Source organism: Tsukamurella hominis, from assembly GCF_965137015.1.
GTDB classification, from domain to species: domain Bacteria; phylum Actinomycetota; class Actinomycetes; order Mycobacteriales; family Mycobacteriaceae; genus Tsukamurella; species Tsukamurella hominis.
In genome coordinates, this window is the sequence record NZ_CBCRZG010000023.1 from 46,605 (window position 1) to 61,631 (window position 15,027).

The window sequence follows — 15,027 nt, forward strand, 5'->3', positions numbered from 1 at the left end:
GGAGGGTCAAGCCGTTCCCAAGCCGTTCCGCGTGTCGGTCGTTCGCAGTAGCATCGGGCCATGACCGCCGCATCCGATCCCGCGTTGCTCACGCTGGAGGAATGGTTCGCCTTGGGGGAGGACGAATCGCTGCGGCGCGCCGAACTGTGCCGGGGGGTACTGGAGGTGTCACCGAGTCCGAGAAGAGAGCATTCGGGAGCGATCCTCAGCATCGCGGGGCAGTTGCGCACACAACTGCCAGCTGAGTATCAGGTCTTCCACGAATTGGATGTGATCCTCGAACGGCGCCCGGCGACGGTCCGCCAGCCCGACGTGGTGGTGATCAGAGCCGACGCACCCGAACCGCTGACGGCCGAGGGTGTGATCGTGGCGGTCGAGATCATGTCGCCCGGTTCCCGGCGACGGGACGGCGTGGTCAAGCGCGCCGAGTACGCAGCCGCCGGGATCCGGCACTACTGGATCGTCGACCTCGACGGCCCGTCCGCCGAGGTACTCACGCTGGTGGACGGCGCGTACGAGGGCCCGACCGTGGCCGACCGCATCGCTGTCGACGGACTCCTCCGCCTCGTCGTCGATCTGTCCGCGCTGCGCTGACGCAGATCCCCTGGCCGTCAGACGTCGTCCAGGCCGAGGTCGGCGGACACCTTCTTCACGGCGTCGAGGGCGTCCGCGAGCGATACCGCCCAGGACGCCGCGATCTGCAGGCCGGCGGCGTCGTCGAGTCGCCAGAACCAGGCGCCCTCGTCGCCGGGCTCGCCGGCCTGCAGGTGCAGGCGGTAGTCGTCCATCGCGGCCTACGTGTTGAAGTACTTCGCCTCGGGATGGGTGAGGACGAAGGCGTCGGTGGACTGCTCCGGGTGCAGCTGCAGCTCCTCGGAGAGCTGCACGCCGATGCGCTCGGGCTGCAGCAGGTCGACCATCTTCGCGCGGTCCTCGAGGTCCGGGCAGGCGCCGTAGCCGAAGCTGTAGCGCGCGCCGAGGTACTTGAGGTCGAAGAAGTCGGTGACCGCCGTCGGGTCGGTGTCCGCGACCTTGCGGCCGCCGGGCAGGATCAGCTCCTGCCGCACCCGCTGGTGCCAGCGCTCCGCGAGCGCCTCGGTGAGCTGTACGCCGATGCCGTGCAGCTCGAGGTAGTCGCGGTAGCTGTTGGCGGCGAACAGCTCGTTCGCGGCGTCCGCGATGGGCTGCCCCATGGTGACCAGCTGGAAGGGCAGCACGTCGACCTCGCCGCGGGCGATCGCCGTCTCGCGGTCGCGGATGAAGTCCGAGATCGCGAGGAACCGGCCCCGCTGCTGCCGCGGGAACTCGAACGAGTACCGCACGGGCGCATCGGGTTCCGGCGACTCGAGCACGTCGATGACGTTGCCGTGGCTCACCGCCGGGAAGTAGCCGTAGACCACGGCGGCGTGGTCGAGGATCTTCTCCGACTTGAGCTTGTCGAGCCAGTACCGCAGCCGGGGCCGGCCCTCGGTCTCGACCAGTTCCTCGTACGACGGTCCTTCGCCCTTGCGGGCGCCGCGGAGGCCCCACTGGCCGAAGAACAGCGCGCGCTCGTCGAGTAGAGAGGCGTACTCGCTGATCGCGATGCCCTTGACGACGCGGGTGCCCCAGAACGGCGGGGTGGCGACCTCGAAGTCCAGCGCCACGTCGGACCGGTCCGGCACGACGACCGGCGCGGCCTCGGCCTTGCGCTTCTCGGCGATGCGGCGGCTGCGGGCGTGCCGCTCCTTGCGTTCGCGGGCCTTCTCCGCGGCCGCGAGGGCCTCGGGGCTGTCGGGATCGGGACCGTCGCCCCGCTTGAGGGCCATGATGTCGTCCATGAGGCGCAGGCCCTCGAAGGCGTCGCGGGCGTAGCTGACCTCGCCCGCGTAGACCTCGGCGAGGTCGTTCTCGACGTAGGCGCGGGTCAGGGCCGCGCCGCCGAGCAGCACGGGGTACTTCTCCCCCAGCCCGCGGGTGTTGAGTTCCTCGAGGTTCTCCTTCATCACCACGGTGGACTTCACCAGCAGGCCGGACATGCCGATGACGTCGGCGTGCTTGTCCTCGGCGGCCTCGACGATGGCGGCGATCGGCTGCTTGATGCCGATGTTGACCACTTCGTAGCCGTTGTTGGACAGGATGATGTCCACGAGGTTCTTGCCGATGTCGTGCACGTCGCCCTTGACGGTCGCCAGCACGATGCGGCCCTTGCCGGCGTCGTCCTCGGACTTCTCCATGTGCGGCTCGAGGTACGCGACGGCCGCCTTCATCACCTCGGCGGACTGCAGCACGAAGGGCAGCTGCATCTGGCCGGAGCCGAACAGCTCGCCGACCGTCTTCATGCCGGAGAGCAGCGTGTCGTTGATGATCTTCAGCGGCGGCACCGTCGCCATGGCCTCGTCGAGGTCGGCGTCCAGGCCCTCGCGCTCACCGTCGACGATGCGCCGCTCCAGCCGCTCGAACAGCGGCAGCTTCGCGAGCTCCTGCGCGCGGGACTCGCGCGCGCCTGCCGCCGAGACGCCCTCGAACAGCTCCATCAGCTTCGAGAGCGGGTTGTAGTCGGCGTCGCCGCCCGACTGCAGCCCGTCGAGGCCTCGGCGGTCGTAGACCAGGTCGAGCGCGGTCTCGCGCTGCACGTCCTCGATCTTGCTCATCGGCAGGATCTTGGACGCGTGCAGGATGGCGGAGTCGAGCCCCGCCTCGGTCAGCTCGTGCAGGAACACCGAGTTCAGCACCTGCCGCGCGGCGGGGTTGAGGCCGAAGCTCACGTTCGACAGGCCGACGGTGAAGTGCAGGCTCGGGTACTTCGCGTGCAGGACCTTCACCGCCTCGATGGTCTCGAGCGCGTCGCGCCGGACCTCCTCCTGGCCGGTCGAGATCGGGAACACCAGCGGGTCGATGATGATGTCGTCGAGGCTCAGGCCCCAGTTCTCGGTGAGGTCGGCGATGAGCCGCTCCGCGATCCGCACCTTCCACTCGGCGGTGCGGGCCTGGCCCTCCTCATCGATGGTCAGCGCCACGACGGCCGCTCCGTGCGCCTTGACCTGCTCCATGATCTTCACGAAGCGCGACTCCGGGCCGTCGCCGTCCTCGTAGTTCACCGAGTTCACGGCGCACCGTCCGCCGAGGTGCTCCAGGCCGGCCTTGATGACCTCCGGCTCGGTGGAGTCGATCATCACAGGCAGGGTCGACGCGGTCGCCAGGCGAGCGGCCAGCGCCGCCATGTCCAGCGCACCGTCGCGCCCCACGTAGTCCACGTTGAGGTCGAGCATGTGTGCGCCGTCGCGGATCTGGTCCTTGGCGATGTCGACGCACTTGTCGTGGTCGCCCGCGAGCATGGCGTCGCGGAAGGCCTTGGAGCCGTTCGAGTTCGTGCGCTCGGCGATCATCAGGATCGAGGCGTCCTGCGCGAAGGGCACGGACGTGTACAGCGAGCTGATCGCGCTCTCGGTCTCCGGGACGCGCTGCAGGCGCTCGGTGGCCCGCACCGCCTCGGCGACCTGGCGGATGTGCTCGGGGGTGGTGCCGCAGCAGCCGCCCACGAAGCTCAGCCCGAACTCGGCGACGAAGCCCGACAGGGCCCCCGCAAGCTCCTCCGGCGTGAGCGGGTACTCGGCGCCGTTCTTGCCCAGCACCGGCAGGCCGGCGTTCGGCATCACCGACACGGGGATCGTCGAATGCCGCGACAGGTGCCGCAGGTGCTCGCTCATCTCCGCCGGCCCGGTGGCGCAGTTCAGGCCGATCATGTCGATGCCCAGGGGTTCCAGCGCCGTCAGCGCGGCGCCGATCTCCGAGCCGAGCAGCATCGTGCCCGTGGTCTCCACCGTGACGTGCACGATGACCGGGATGCGCCGGCCGAGCTCGTCCATCGCGTCCTGGCAGCCCAGGACCGCGGCCTTGGACTGCAGGATGTCCTGGCAGGTCTCGATGAGGAAGGCGTCCGCGCCGCCGTCGAGCATGCCGCGCGCGGCCTCGGCGTAGGCGTCGCGGATCACGGCGAACGACGTGTGGCCCAGCGTCGGCAGCTTGGTGCCGGGGCCCATGGAGGCCAGGACGAACCGGGGCGTGCCGTCCGCGGCGAACTCATCGGCCACCTTGCGGGCGATCGCGGTGCCCTTCTCCGACAGCTCCCGGATGCGGTCGGCGATGTCGTAGTCGCCGAGGTTGCTCAGGTTGCAGCCGAAGGTATTGGTCTCCACCGCGTCGGCACCGGCGGCGAAATAGGCGCGGTGGATCTCCTCCAGCACGTCCGGCCGGGTGTCGTTGAGGATCTCGTTGCAGCCCTCCAGGCCCAGGAAATCATCCAGGGTCAGGTCCGCTGCCTGCAACATCGTGCCCATCGCACCGTCGCCTATGAGAACACGGCTCGAGGCCGCCTCCAGGAAACTCGACTGCAGCGGCTGCTGATGCGTACGGGTCATAGTCCCAGGGTAGTGGGTGCGGGCAAATCGAATCTTCACGACCGGCGCGTACTCTGATCGAAGTGACGTCCTTCCCCGAGCTCGACCGCCCGGTCCTCATCGCGGCGTTCGAGGGCTGGAACGACGCGGGTGACGCCGCGTCCGGCGCCGTCGAGCACCTCGAACTGATCTGGGACGCGAAGCTCCTCACCGAGGTCGACTCCGACGACTTCTACGACTTCCAGGTCAATCGCCCCATCATCAAGCAGGTCGACGGGGTGACGCGCGCCGTCGAGTGGCCGTCGACCACGCTCTCGGTGTGCCGCCCGCCCAAGGCCGATCGCGACGTGGTGCTGCTCCGCGGCACGGAGCCGAACTTCCGCTGGCGCGCGTTCTGCGACCAGTTGCTCACGATCTTCGCCGAGTTGCGCATCGACAGTGTCGTGATCCTGGGGTCGCTGCTCGCGGACACCCCGCACACCCGTCCGGTCCCCGTCACGGGCGCCGGCTACGACGCGGACTCCGCGAAGCGCTTCGGCCTCGAGCAGAACCGGTACGAGGGACCGACGGGGATCACCGGTGTGCTGCAGGACGCCTGCGTGCGCTCGGGCTTCCCCGCAGTCTCCTTCTGGGCCGCGGTGCCGCACTACGTCTCGCAGCCCCCGAACCCGAAGGCCACCGTCGCGTTGCTGCAGCGTGTCGAGCAGGCGCTCGACCTCGCGGTACCGCTGGGCGACCTGCCGACCCGCGCGGAGGCGTGGGAATCGTCGGTGACGGAGATGACCGAGGACGACGAGGACGTCGCCGACTACGTGCGCGGGCTCGAGGAGCGCGGCGACGCGGAGGCGAAGGACGTCGAACAGCACATCGACGCCGACGCGATCGCGGAGGAGTTCGAGAAGTACTTGCGGCGCCGGGACCCGGGCACCGGCCCGTAGGCCGGCCCGAGCGTCAGCCGATCCGCTCGATCGAGACGACCGGCGTGGTGATGCGCCAGGTGCGCACGTCCGGGTCGTCCGCGGCGCGCACCCAGAACTGGGCCGATTCGCCGACGCGGCAGCTCTTGATACCCAGCAGCGGGATGTCCTCCGAGTCGCGGCGCAGGGAGCTGATGCTCCACTGTTCGTCCTCGGAATCACCGCCGATCCCGGGCGCGCGCATCAGGGTCATCTCCCCCAGATCGACCACGTACGTGGACGTGCGGGTCTGTACGGTCCACACGCCCTCGGTCAGATCCGGGGCCAACTCGCTGACGGTCCTCACAGGCGCAATATAGCGTGTCGGGCTGTCAGGCCGCGGCAGGTACGCCGAGCAGCGCGTCGACCGCCGCCGCCACCGCGGCCGGTGCGCCGGCGTCGGGTCCGCCGACGGTGACGGCCTTCTCGGCCCAGGCGTCGATCGCGGCAAGGGCGTGCGGAGTGTCGAGATCGTCCGCCAGGTACCGGCGCACGCGGGCGATCAGCTCATCGCCGTCCGGGGCCGACGACGCGCGAAAGGCGCGCCGCCACAGGTCCAATCGCGCGAGCGCGCGCTGCAGCACCTCGTCGGACCACGGGCGGTCCTGGCGGTAGTGCCCCTCGAACAGGCCGAGGCGGATCGCGGCCGGGTCGACGCCCGAGCGCCGCAGCTTCGACACGAAGACGAGGTTGCCGCGGCTCTTGGACATCTTCTCGCCGTCGAGGCCGATCATGGCGGCGTGCACGTAGTGCCGGGCGAACCGCCGCTCGCCGGTCGCGGCCTCGACGTGCGCCGCGGAGTACTCGTGGTGCGGGAAGATCAGATCGCTGCCGCCGCCCTGGATGTCGAACGTCGCGCCCAGGCGGTTCGCCGCGATGGCGGCGCACTCGATGTGCCAACCGGGGCGGCCGGGGCCCTGCGGCGAGGGCCACGACGGCTCACCGGGACGCTCGGCGCGCCACAGGATCGGGTCGATGGGGTCCCGCTTACCCGGGCGGTCGGGGTCGCCGCCGCGTTCGGCGAAGAACTTCTCCATGGTCGCGCGGTCGTAGCCCGACTCGTACCCGAACTGCTCCGTGGCATCGGAGCGGTAGTAGACGTCGGGGAACTCGGCGTCGTCGACGATGTACGCCGAGCCGTTCTCCAGGAGCTTTCCGACGTACTCGACGACCTCGTCGACCGACTCGACGGCCCCGATGTAGTCGCGCGGCGGGATCACCCGCAGGGCCTCCATGTCCTCGCGGAACAGGTCCGTCTCCCGGGCCCCGAGGTCTCGCCAGTCGATCCCGTCGCGCTCAGCCCGCTCGAACAGCGGGTCGTCGACATCGGTCACGTTCTGCACGTAGTGCACCTCGTGGCCGTTGTCCCGCAGCACGCGATTGACCAGGTCGAACGCGAGGTAGGTGGCGGCGTGGCCGAGGTGCGTGGCGTCGTAGGGCGTGATGCCGCAGACGTACATGCCGGCCACCGCGCCGGGGTTGACGGGGCGCACGGCCGCGTCCGACGTGTCGTAGAGGCGCAGCGGGACCGACGGTCCGGGCACGGTGGGGACGGTGGGGGTCGGCCAGGAACGCATGCCCCCACCCTATGCGCACTCGTCCGGACGTGGATTCCGGGCCGGATCGGCGGGCGGAGGCCTGCTCGCCGGGCCACGACGCGGGCCGCGGAAGGCGGAAGGTGAACGAACCGCCGGCCAACGAGGGACGATCCTGTGCCACACGAACTCTCAGCAAACTCTTGCCCCCGGTTACTAGCGGGTAGCCCGATCTGCCGCCATGCTTTACCCAACGTTGAAGGTCCGCCCGTCACAGGAGGTGAATGTCATGTCCCGCAATCCATTCGAGAACGTCCTCGACCACATGTTCCCCACCGAGTCCCGGTGGTTCCTGTACTGCCTGCTCGGCGGCATCGCCTTCGCCCTGACCTGGCGCTTCCTGACCGCGGTCCGCCGCCCGGTCGTCGAGCACCCACCGCTCACCGTGGCGGAGATCGCCTGCCTGCGGTCGTGGCAGGCTCCGCTCGTCGCGACGATGGGCCTGCTCAGGGCGGGTGGGCACCTCGACGCCGACGGCCGCGCCGATCCCGCGCAGCCCCTCCCTCCCGCCACGGACGAGTTCACCCGCCGGATGCTGCACCGGCTCGACGGCTCGCAGTTCTCGGTGAATCTGCTGCTCCACGACCAGCTGGTCCCGCTGCGGGACCTGGAAGACGGTCTCGCGCGGCGCGGCTACCTGCGCACGAGCGGCGAGCGCTGGCGCACCCGGTTCGGTGCGGTGCCGCTCGCCGCCGTCGTGGTCGCGGGGATCGTGTGCACGCCCGTGCTTGCCCTCACCGGGCGTCATCCGGTGGAGGCGGCGGTCATGTCCTTCCTCGTCCCGTCCGTGCTCACGGCCGTCTTCCTCGTCCCCCCGCTCATGTCGGTGCCCCGCACCACCCGGGCGGGAAAGCGGCTCCTCGCGGCCGAGCAGGCTCGCGCGAGCTACCTCAAGCCGGCCCTGCGACCCGCCTTCGCGACCTACGGCGCCGCCGCGGTGGGGCTGTCCGTGGCCCTCTTCGGCACCGCCGCCCTCTGGCAGATCGACCCCCGGTACGCCGCGGCGATGGCCGTGGCGGGCGGCACGGGCAGCGGCGGCGCCGGATCGTCCTGCGGCAGTTCCTTCACCTGCGGCGGCTCCTCCTGCGGCGGCGGCTGAGCCGCCGCGCGCATCCCCATCCCAGCACCCGAGCCCCGGAACCACCGGGCCCTCCGCAGCGAGGGCGCCGGGATCTCATCGAACCCGTCACCAGGAGGTGAACGTCATGCCCCGCACCGCACTTGAGACAGTCATCGCAACGCTCCTTCCCGCCGAAACCCGCTGGTTCCTGTGCCTGCTGCTCGGCGGCGTGGCGCTCGCCCTCGCCTGGCGACGGGTCGCCGCGCCGTGGCGGCGCACCGTCGTCGATCCCCCGCTGTCGGCCGTCGAGCTGGCGTGCGTGCGGAGCAGGCAGGCCCCCGTCGTGGTGGCGCTGGCACAGCTGCGTGCCGGCGGACACGTCAGCTCGGTACGGCAGATGACCGGGCATCCGCCGCCGCCCGACGCCGATCCGTTCGTCCGCGCCGTCCACGCGTACTGCGACGGCCTCTCGTCGTACCCGGTGGGCGAGGTCACGGTCGCGCTGTCGGACGAGCTCGACGCCCTCGAGGAACGGCTCGCCACCCGCGGCTACCTGCGCTCTGAGACGGACCGCTGGCGGATGCGGCTCGGGGCGGCCCCGGTGACCGCGGCCGCGGTCGGGGGCGCGATCACCGCGTTCGCACGGGTCGTCGTTCTCGGCCGCGAGCCGCTCGCGCTGGTCCCCGGCGTCCTGGTGCCGTCGCTCATCACCCTGATCGTCGTGGCGCCGCACCTGTGGTCGGTCGACCGCGGCACCCGCGCCGGGAAGCGCCTGCTCCGCGCCGAGAAGGATCGCCTGGACTACCTGGCGCCGTCGCGCAAGCCCGCCTGGTCGACGTACGGCGGCGCGGCGGTGGGGCTGTCCGTCGCCCTCTTCGGCACGGCCGCGCTGTGGCAGTTCGACGGTGCGTTCGCCGAGACCCTCGAGCTGGCCGGCAGCGCCGAGGCCTCCGGCGACGGTGGCGGTTCGTGCGGCGGCGCCTCGTGCGGGGGCGGCTGCAGCGGGTGCGGGGGTTGTGGCGGCTGCGGCGGGTGCGGAGGATGAGCACCGTGACGCGCACCGTTTCCGCCCTCGGACCGCTCGGACTCGGCTGGCGGCGTGAGATCGCGGGCGTCATCGCCGACCTGCGGCCCGGCTTCTGCGAGGTGATCGCCGAGTCCGTCCCGATCCGGCGTGGCCGGGCGCAGCTCGACCCCCTGCTGGCGGATCTCCGCGATCGCGGCGTCCCACTCGTGCCGCACGGCGTCGCGCTCTCTCTGGGCGGCGTCGACGCGCTCGAACCGGACCGCGTGCACCGTCTGGTCGCGTGCGCCGAGGCCTTCGGCGCGCCGCTGGTCAGCGAGCACATCGCCTTCGTCCGCGCCGGCGGCATCGAGGCCGGGCACCTGCTGCCGGTCCCCCGCACCCGGGAGGCGCTCGACGTACTGGTCCGAAACATCACCCGGATGCAGGACGCGCTGCCGGTGCCGCTGGCCGTGGAGAACATCGCGGCCTTCCTGCGGTGGCCCGAGGAGGACTACTCCGAGGCCGAGTTCCTCACCGAGCTGCTGGAGCGCACCGGCGCGCTGCTCGTGCTGGACGTGGCCAACGTCTACGCCAACGCGCTCAACCGGCGCCGCGACCCGCACGACGAACTGGCGCGGCTGCCCGTCGACCGGATCGCCTACAGCCACGTCGCGGGCGGATCCGAGGGCGGCGGCCGCTATCACGACACGCACACCGACCCGGTCAACGCCGGCGTGCTCGAGCTGGTCACGGCCCTGCGGGAGCGCGCGGACGTGCCGTTCATGCTCGAGCGCGACGGTCGCTACCCGCCCGCGGCCGAGCTCTTCGACGAGCTCGACTCCATCGCCGCGGCCGCCGGCTGTCCGTCTATCACCGAGCACGCGCGGAAGGAGTGGGCATGAACCTGCGGGAACGCCAGGAGGCACTGGTCCGGGCCCTCGTCGCCGACGGTCCCGTGCCGGACGGCTTCGATCCGGACGAGGTCGCGGCGGCCGGGGCGGTGTGCCGGCACAAGCGCGACGCGCACGCGGCGCACGCGCCGGCGCCCCGTCGGACCCGGTGGCTGCCGCGGCGCGGTTGACCGGAACCGGTCAGAACGGCGGCCAGGGGATCGGCCGGCTCGGGCTGGGCAGCGGCATCGCGCCGAGCTCGAGGAGGATCGCCGCCCGCTCGACGAGCGCGGCCTGCTCCTCGTCGGTGATGAGCCCCGTCAGGTCCGGCGGGGAGGACCGGAAGGACTCGACGTCGGCGAGCAGCTCGTCGCCGACCGGACGGCCCGCCCAGCCCCACAGCACGGTCCGGAGCTTCGGCGCGCTGTGCAGGCAGATGCCGTGGTCCACGCCCTGCACGCGGCCGTCCGGGCCGGTGAGCACGTGTCCGCCCTTGCGGTCGGCGTTGTTGATGAGCACGTCGAGCACGGCGAGGCGGCGCAGCCGCGGGTCGTCGGCGTGCGCGAGGGCGACCTCCGCGATGCCGTCCGGCGCGTCCTCGTCCTCCACGTAGCCGGTGAAGACCTTCAGGTAGCCCTCGGGCACCGCGTCGAGCGGGAACAGGTCGACCAGGTCCGGGCCGTCCTCCGGTTCGACGACCCAGCGCTGCACCATCCCGGGCCCGAGCGGGCCGTCGCGCAGCACGGTCTCGGGGATCAGGCCCCAGCCGAGCGCTTCCGAGACCCGGTACGAGGCGACCTCGCGGCCGGCGAGCGTCCCGTCGGGGAAGTCCCACAGCGGCACCTCGCCGCGGATCGGCTTGTAGACCGCCCGCTCCCCCGTGTCGCCGAGGTCGCAGAGCAGGGTGGCGTTGGAGGCGCTGGTGATCCGGCCGAGGATCGTCAGATCGGCGCTCTCGAGGTCCACCGTCAGGTCCACCTACTCGTCCTCGGAACCGAAGGCGGCGCCGCGGCGGTAGCCGTTGAGGCGCACGCACATGTGTCCGTCGGCGTCGAGCGGCTCGCCGCAGAGCGGGCACGCCGGGCGGCCCGCGCCGAGGACCTTCTCCGAGCGGTTGGCGAACTCCCGGGCGGCGACGGGGGTGAGGAAGACGCGGACCGCGTCGGGGCCCTCCTCGGCGTCGTCGGCGAGCACGACGGACTCGTCGAGCTCCTGCTCGGTGATCGCGAGGAGCTCGATGACCACCGCCTTCTCCTCGGAGTCCCAGCCCAGGCCCATGGTGCCGACGCGGAACTCCGCGTCGACGGGCATCACGAGCGGCTGCAGGTCGGTGACGGGCGTGTCGGCGGCGGGCATCGCGGTGCCGAAGCGGCGGGCCACCTCGTCGAGCAGCGCGGCGATGCGCTCTGCGAGCACCTCCACCTGCTGCTTCTCCAGCAGCACCGAGACGATGCGGGAATCGTGCACGGCCTGCAGGTAGAAGGCACGATCGCCGGGCTGCCCGACGGTGCCCACGACGAACCTGTCGGGGGTGCGGAAAACATGGACGGAGCGGCTCATGCCTCGCCTCCCACCGTGGCCTCCTTGGCTGGACGTTTGGGCAGCGTGACGGTACCGGACGAGTTGACGCACTGCACGAGCGGGCGCGCGGGGCCGTACGTCACGACGGAGACGGACGCCGGGGCGACGAAGAGCCGCTGGAACTGGTCCAGGTGCGTGCCGAGCGCGTCGGCGACGACGGCTTTGATGACGTCGCCGTGGCTGCACGCCACCCAGACGGCACCGGGTCCGTGCTCCTCGGTGAAGCGGCGGTCCGCCTCGCGGATCGCGGCGACCGCGCGGGCCTGGACGTCGGCGAGCCCCTCGCCGTCGGGGAAGACGGCCGCGGAGGGCTGCTGCTGCACGACCTTCCACAGGGGCTCCTGCAGCAGGTCCTTGATCGCCCGGCCGGTCCAGGTGCCGTAGTCGACCTCGACGAGCCGGTCGTCGACCTCGGGGGTGAGGCCGTGCGCGGCGGCGAGCGGCGCGAGGGTCTGTTCGCAGCGCAGGAGCGGAGAACGGACGGCGGCCACCAGCTCGACGTCGGCGAGGCGACCGACGAGATCGGCGGCCTGGGCGCGGCCGGCGTCGTCGAGCGCGACGCCCTCGGCCCGTCCCGCGAGCACCCCGGAGGTGTTCGCGGTCGAGCGGCCGTGGCGCAGCAGGATCACGGTCATGCCCCGAGTCTATGCACGCGGGACGTCCTGCCCCGCCCTCTGATCGCTCAGGGCTGAACCGGAGGCGTCCGCGGCTACGCGGCGACGACGGACCTCGCCAGACCGCATGCGGCGGCGACGGCACCGTCGGACGCCGGGAGCAGCGGGAGGCGCACCGCGGGCGTGGCGATCCGGCCCTGCGCGGCCAGGACACCCTTGATCACCGTCGGATTGGGCTCGGCGAACAGCGCCGCCGCCAGTTCCGCGAGGGCGCCGCCGACCACGCGGGCCTCCTCGAGCCGGTGCTCGCGCCACGCCGCGACGAGCGCCGCGAACTCCCCCGCGGCGACGTTGGCGCAGGCGGAGATCGCGCCGTGCCCGCCGAGCGCCAACACGGCGCCGACGAAGGCGTCATCGCCCGCGAGGATCGAGATCGCGCCGGGCGTCGCGGTGTTGATCGCCGCGAGCAGGCGCACCGTCGTCTCGGTGACCCCGCCGGCGGCGTGCTTGAACCCGCCCACCCCGTCGATGGCGGCCAGTTCGAGCAGCGTCTCCAGAGACAACGTACGTCCGGTGCGCTGCGGGATGTCGTAGACGATCACCGGCACCGGGCTCGCGGCGGCGACCCTGCGGTAGTGCTCGACCACGCCCGCCTCCGAGGGCCGCGTGTAGTACGGCACGACGACGAGCGCGAAGTCGGCTCGTGGGTCGATGCCGCCGAGCGAGGCCGCGGTGTCCGCCGTCGCGTTGCTGCCGACGCCCACGGTGAGAACGGCGCGGTGCTCGGCGCAGACCCCGCCGATCCGGTCGATCACGGAGGCCCGCTCGGCGGCGGTCAGGGTCGCGGGCTCGCCCGTGGTGCCGAGGGCGAGGAGTCCGTCGGCACCGTCGGCGAGGGTGTCGTGGGCCAGGCGCTCGAGCGAGGCGAGGTCGACGGTGCCGTCCGCGGCGAACGGCGTGACGAGGGGGACGTGGAGACCGGTGAGCTGCATGGTCTCAGGTTCCGACACCGCGAGCGAAAGATCCAGCGCGATATTCCGATGTCGAGCGTAAGCTCAGCTTATGCTCGACGTGCACCGGCTGCGACTCCTCCGGGAGCTCTCGCTGCGCGGCACCATCACGGCCGTCGCGCAGGCGCTGGACTACACCCCGTCGGCCGTCTCGCAGCAGCTCGCGACGCTGGAGCGCGAGGCCGGGAGGCCCCTGCTCGAGCGCACCGGCCGCACCGTCCGGCTCACCGAGGCCGGCCGGATCCTCGCCGGCCACGCCGACGCGGTGCTCGAACGCCTTGAACGGGCCCGCGCGGAGATCGACGCCCTCGGCACCGAGGTCGCGGGCGAATTGCGGATCGGCGCGTTCAGCTCCGCCATGCGCACCGTCATCACCCCGGCCCTCCTGCGCCTCTCGCGCGATCACCCGCTGCTCCGCGTCCGCGTCACCGAGATCGACCCCGCGACGGCGCCCGAAGAACTGCGCTCCCGGCGGCTCGACGTCGCCCTGCTCCAGAGCTACGACTGCCTGCCCACGCGCGAGGAACCCGCGCTCGACACCGAGCCGCTGTTCGACGAGGCCGTGCACCTCGCGACCCCGCGGGATCGCGCACGTGCGCTCGCCGACTGCGCCGAGGAGCGCTGGATCTCCGGCACCGTCGGCACGCTGTGCGACGACGCCACCGTCCGGACCTGCGAGAACGCGGGCTTCACGCCGCGCGTGCGGCACCGCACCGACGATTTCACCGCCGTCCTCGCGCTGGTCGAAGCCGGCCAGGGGGTGGCGGTGATCCCGGACCTCGCGGCCGTCGACGTCCCCGGCAACGTGCTGCTCACCCCGCTCGACGTGGTCCGGCACACCGCGCTGGCCTACCGGCGCGGCGCGGCGCGCGACCCGCTCATCGGGGCGGCGCGGGCGGCGCTCAGGTCGCGCTGATCACGCCGCCCCAGAGCAGGCCCAGCACCAGGAAACCGACGATGATCCGGTAGCCCACGAACCAGTTCAGCGAGTGCTTCGCGACGAAGTTCAGCAGCCAGGCGATCGCGGCGTAGCCCACGACGAAGGCGATCACTGTCGCGACCAGCAACTGCGGCCCGGAGGCGTGCAGCCCCTCGCCGGCCGGCGCGAAGGCGTCCGGCAGGCTGAACAGGCCCGACGCGGTGACCGCGGGGATCGCGAGCAGGAAGGAGAGCCGCACCGCCGCCTCGCGCTGCAGGCCGAGGAACAGGCCCGCGCTCGACGTGGCGCCGGAGCGGGAGACGCCGGGGATCAGCGCCAGGCACTGAGCGAAGCCCATGATGATGCCGTCGCGGGCCGTGACCTGCTCCAACGGGCGCTGACGGTTCGCGTAGAACTTCGAGCTCACGTACTCCGCGGCGAAGATGACGATGGAGAAGACGATGAGCATCGTCGCCACCAGGTACAGGTTCCGGGCCGCGGTGCGGATCTCGTCCTTGAACAGGTAGCCGAGAACACCGATCGGAATCGTGCCGATGATCACGTACCAGCCGATCCGGTAGTCGACGCCCCGCTCGCCCGCGTCGAACAGGCCGCGGAACCACGCCACCACGATGCGGTAGATGTCGCGGGCGAAGTAGATGAGCACCGCCAGCTCGGTGCCCAGCTGCGTGACCGCGGTGAACGAGGCTCCCGCGTCGTCGCCGAACCAGAGCTCCGAGACGATTCGCAGGTGCCCCGAGGACGAGACGGGGAGGAACTCCGTCAACCCCTGCACCAAGCCGAGCACGATCGCCTGCAACCACGTCATGTCCACCCGGGCAGGCTACCGGCCGCAGCCGGGACGGGCCCGGGGCGGTAGTTTCGAGGGATCATGACCCGCACCTTCGCCTCCCGGATCGCCGCCCTCACCGTCGTCGCAGCGGTCGCCCTCACCGGCTGTTCGACGACGCCCGCGCGGGAGGACCGTCCGACGATCGTCCCGGCCCAGCCCGCCGT

Annotated in this window: 16 protein-coding genes; 7 read left to right on the forward strand and 9 right to left on the reverse strand. The window is 71.7% G+C overall.

From position 1 onward, the window contains the following. Positions 1-60: 60 nt before the first annotated feature. Positions 61-594 carry a Uma2 family endonuclease gene (locus ACM9LD_RS21320; protein WP_415678538.1) on the forward strand — a complete coding sequence of 178 codons (534 nt, stop codon included), beginning with the start codon at positions 61-63 and terminating at the stop codon, positions 592-594. A 17-nt stretch (positions 595-611) separates the two neighbouring features. Here the strand turns inward: ACM9LD_RS21320 and ACM9LD_RS21325 are convergent, their stop codons facing one another. Together ACM9LD_RS21325 and metH are read right to left on the reverse strand one after the other, a co-directional pair. Continuing rightward, the gene (locus tag ACM9LD_RS21325; RefSeq protein WP_415678539.1) at positions 612-788 is read right to left on the reverse strand and encodes a hypothetical protein; all 177 of its coding nucleotides are present in this window, start codon (positions 786-788) and stop codon (positions 612-614) included. A 6-nt stretch (positions 789-794) separates the two neighbouring features. Beyond that, positions 795-4,400, reverse strand: coding sequence for a methionine synthase (gene metH, locus ACM9LD_RS21330; RefSeq protein ID WP_415678540.1), 3,606 nt, complete (start codon positions 4,398-4,400; stop codon positions 795-797). A gap of 53 nt (positions 4,401-4,453) precedes the next feature. Between metH and ACM9LD_RS21335 the strand changes: the two genes are divergently transcribed. Continuing rightward, positions 4,454-5,317: a PAC2 family protein gene (locus tag ACM9LD_RS21335; protein WP_415678549.1), complete on the forward strand. Its 864-nt coding sequence runs from the start codon at positions 4,454-4,456 to the stop codon at positions 5,315-5,317. 13 nt (positions 5,318-5,330) lie between these two features. On the opposite strand, the gene ACM9LD_RS21340 is transcribed toward ACM9LD_RS21335, so the two are convergent. Both ACM9LD_RS21340 and mshC read right to left on the reverse strand, forming a co-directional pair. Beyond that, positions 5,331-5,642, reverse strand: a complete 312-nt coding sequence (locus tag ACM9LD_RS21340; RefSeq protein WP_068525617.1) for a hypothetical protein — start codon at positions 5,640-5,642, stop codon at positions 5,331-5,333. Positions 5,643-5,667: 25 nt separating this feature from the next. After that, a complete protein-coding gene (gene mshC / locus ACM9LD_RS21345; RefSeq protein WP_415678541.1) occupies positions 5,668-6,912 on the reverse strand; it encodes a cysteine--1-D-myo-inosityl 2-amino-2-deoxy-alpha-D-glucopyranoside ligase in 1,245 nt (414 codons plus the stop codon). Positions 6,913-7,159: 247 nt separating this feature from the next. On the opposite strand from mshC, the gene ACM9LD_RS21350 reads away from it, so the two are divergent. From ACM9LD_RS21350 to ACM9LD_RS21365, 4 genes are all read left to right on the forward strand, one after another. Next, positions 7,160-8,029, forward strand: a complete 870-nt coding sequence (locus ACM9LD_RS21350; protein WP_415678542.1) for a TIGR04222 domain-containing membrane protein — start codon at positions 7,160-7,162, stop codon at positions 8,027-8,029. A gap of 106 nt (positions 8,030-8,135) precedes the next feature. Continuing rightward, positions 8,136-9,035, forward strand: a complete 900-nt coding sequence (locus tag ACM9LD_RS21355; RefSeq protein WP_415678543.1) for a TIGR04222 domain-containing membrane protein — start codon at positions 8,136-8,138, stop codon at positions 9,033-9,035. Continuing rightward, positions 9,032-9,898, forward strand: coding sequence for an MbnB/TglH/ChrH family RiPP precursor modification enzyme (locus ACM9LD_RS21360; RefSeq protein ID WP_415678544.1), 867 nt, complete (start codon positions 9,032-9,034; stop codon positions 9,896-9,898). Before ACM9LD_RS21355 ends, ACM9LD_RS21360 begins: the two co-directional genes overlap by 4 nt. Continuing rightward, entirely contained in the window at positions 9,895-10,077 is a 183-nt protein-coding gene (locus ACM9LD_RS21365; protein ID WP_415678545.1) for a hypothetical protein, read from the forward strand. The genes ACM9LD_RS21360 and ACM9LD_RS21365 overlap by 4 nt, the downstream gene beginning before the upstream one ends. Positions 10,078-10,087: 10 nt before the next feature. Here the strand turns inward: ACM9LD_RS21365 and ACM9LD_RS21370 are convergent, their stop codons facing one another. From ACM9LD_RS21370 to dapA, 4 genes are all read right to left on the reverse strand, one after another. Continuing rightward, positions 10,088-10,858, reverse strand: a complete 771-nt coding sequence (locus ACM9LD_RS21370; protein ID WP_415678550.1) for an SCO1664 family protein — start codon at positions 10,856-10,858, stop codon at positions 10,088-10,090. Between the two features lie 6 nt (positions 10,859-10,864). Next, positions 10,865-11,446: a DUF3090 domain-containing protein gene (locus tag ACM9LD_RS21375; RefSeq protein ID WP_224651265.1), complete on the reverse strand. Its 582-nt coding sequence runs from the start codon at positions 11,444-11,446 to the stop codon at positions 10,865-10,867. Continuing rightward, positions 11,443-12,102, reverse strand: coding sequence for a histidine phosphatase family protein (locus ACM9LD_RS21380; RefSeq protein ID WP_336670302.1), 660 nt, complete (start codon positions 12,100-12,102; stop codon positions 11,443-11,445). Before ACM9LD_RS21380 ends, ACM9LD_RS21375 begins: the two co-directional genes overlap by 4 nt. Positions 12,103-12,176: 74 nt before the next feature. After that, the gene (dapA, locus tag ACM9LD_RS21385) at positions 12,177-13,073 is read right to left on the reverse strand and encodes a 4-hydroxy-tetrahydrodipicolinate synthase (protein WP_415678546.1); all 897 of its coding nucleotides are present in this window, start codon (positions 13,071-13,073) and stop codon (positions 12,177-12,179) included. Positions 13,074-13,143: 70 nt separating this feature from the next. On the opposite strand from dapA, the gene ACM9LD_RS21390 reads away from it, so the two are divergent. Further along, a complete protein-coding gene (locus tag ACM9LD_RS21390; RefSeq protein ID WP_415678547.1) occupies positions 13,144-14,007 on the forward strand; it encodes a LysR family transcriptional regulator in 864 nt (287 codons plus the stop codon). Here the strand turns inward: ACM9LD_RS21390 and ACM9LD_RS21395 are convergent. Continuing rightward, complete coding sequence (locus tag ACM9LD_RS21395; protein ID WP_415678551.1) at positions 13,994-14,839, reverse strand: undecaprenyl-diphosphate phosphatase; 846 nt, start codon at positions 14,837-14,839, stop codon at positions 13,994-13,996. The two genes, ACM9LD_RS21390 and ACM9LD_RS21395, sit on opposite strands and share 14 nt — an antisense overlap. Between the last annotated feature and the right edge of the window lie 188 nt (positions 14,840-15,027).

Coding starts and splice junctions, on each gene's coding strand:
- ACM9LD_RS21320 (WP_415678538.1), top strand. CDS start 61: ATGACCGCCGCATCCGATCCCGCGTTGCTCACGCTGGAGGAATGGTTC.
- ACM9LD_RS21325 (WP_415678539.1), bottom strand. CDS start 788: ATGGACGACTACCGCCTGCACCTGCAGGCCGGCGAGCCCGGCGACGAG.
- metH (WP_415678540.1), bottom strand. CDS start 4,400: ATGACCCGTACGCATCAGCAGCCGCTGCAGTCGAGTTTCCTGGAGGCG.
- mshC (WP_415678541.1), bottom strand. CDS start 6,912: ATGCGTTCCTGGCCGACCCCCACCGTCCCCACCGTGCCCGGACCGTCG.
- ACM9LD_RS21350 (WP_415678542.1), top strand. CDS start 7,160: ATGTCCCGCAATCCATTCGAGAACGTCCTCGACCACATGTTCCCCACC.
- ACM9LD_RS21355 (WP_415678543.1), top strand. CDS start 8,136: ATGCCCCGCACCGCACTTGAGACAGTCATCGCAACGCTCCTTCCCGCC.
- ACM9LD_RS21360 (WP_415678544.1), top strand. CDS start 9,032: ATGAGCACCGTGACGCGCACCGTTTCCGCCCTCGGACCGCTCGGACTC.
- ACM9LD_RS21365 (WP_415678545.1), top strand. CDS start 9,895: ATGAACCTGCGGGAACGCCAGGAGGCACTGGTCCGGGCCCTCGTCGCC.
- ACM9LD_RS21375 (WP_224651265.1), bottom strand. CDS start 11,446: ATGAGCCGCTCCGTCCATGTTTTCCGCACCCCCGACAGGTTCGTCGTG.
- ACM9LD_RS21380 (WP_336670302.1), bottom strand. CDS start 12,102: ATGACCGTGATCCTGCTGCGCCACGGCCGCTCGACCGCGAACACCTCC.
- dapA (WP_415678546.1), bottom strand. CDS start 13,073: ATGCAGCTCACCGGTCTCCACGTCCCCCTCGTCACGCCGTTCGCCGCG.
- ACM9LD_RS21390 (WP_415678547.1), top strand. CDS start 13,144: ATGCTCGACGTGCACCGGCTGCGACTCCTCCGGGAGCTCTCGCTGCGC.
- ACM9LD_RS21395 (WP_415678551.1), bottom strand. CDS start 14,839: ATGACGTGGTTGCAGGCGATCGTGCTCGGCTTGGTGCAGGGGTTGACG.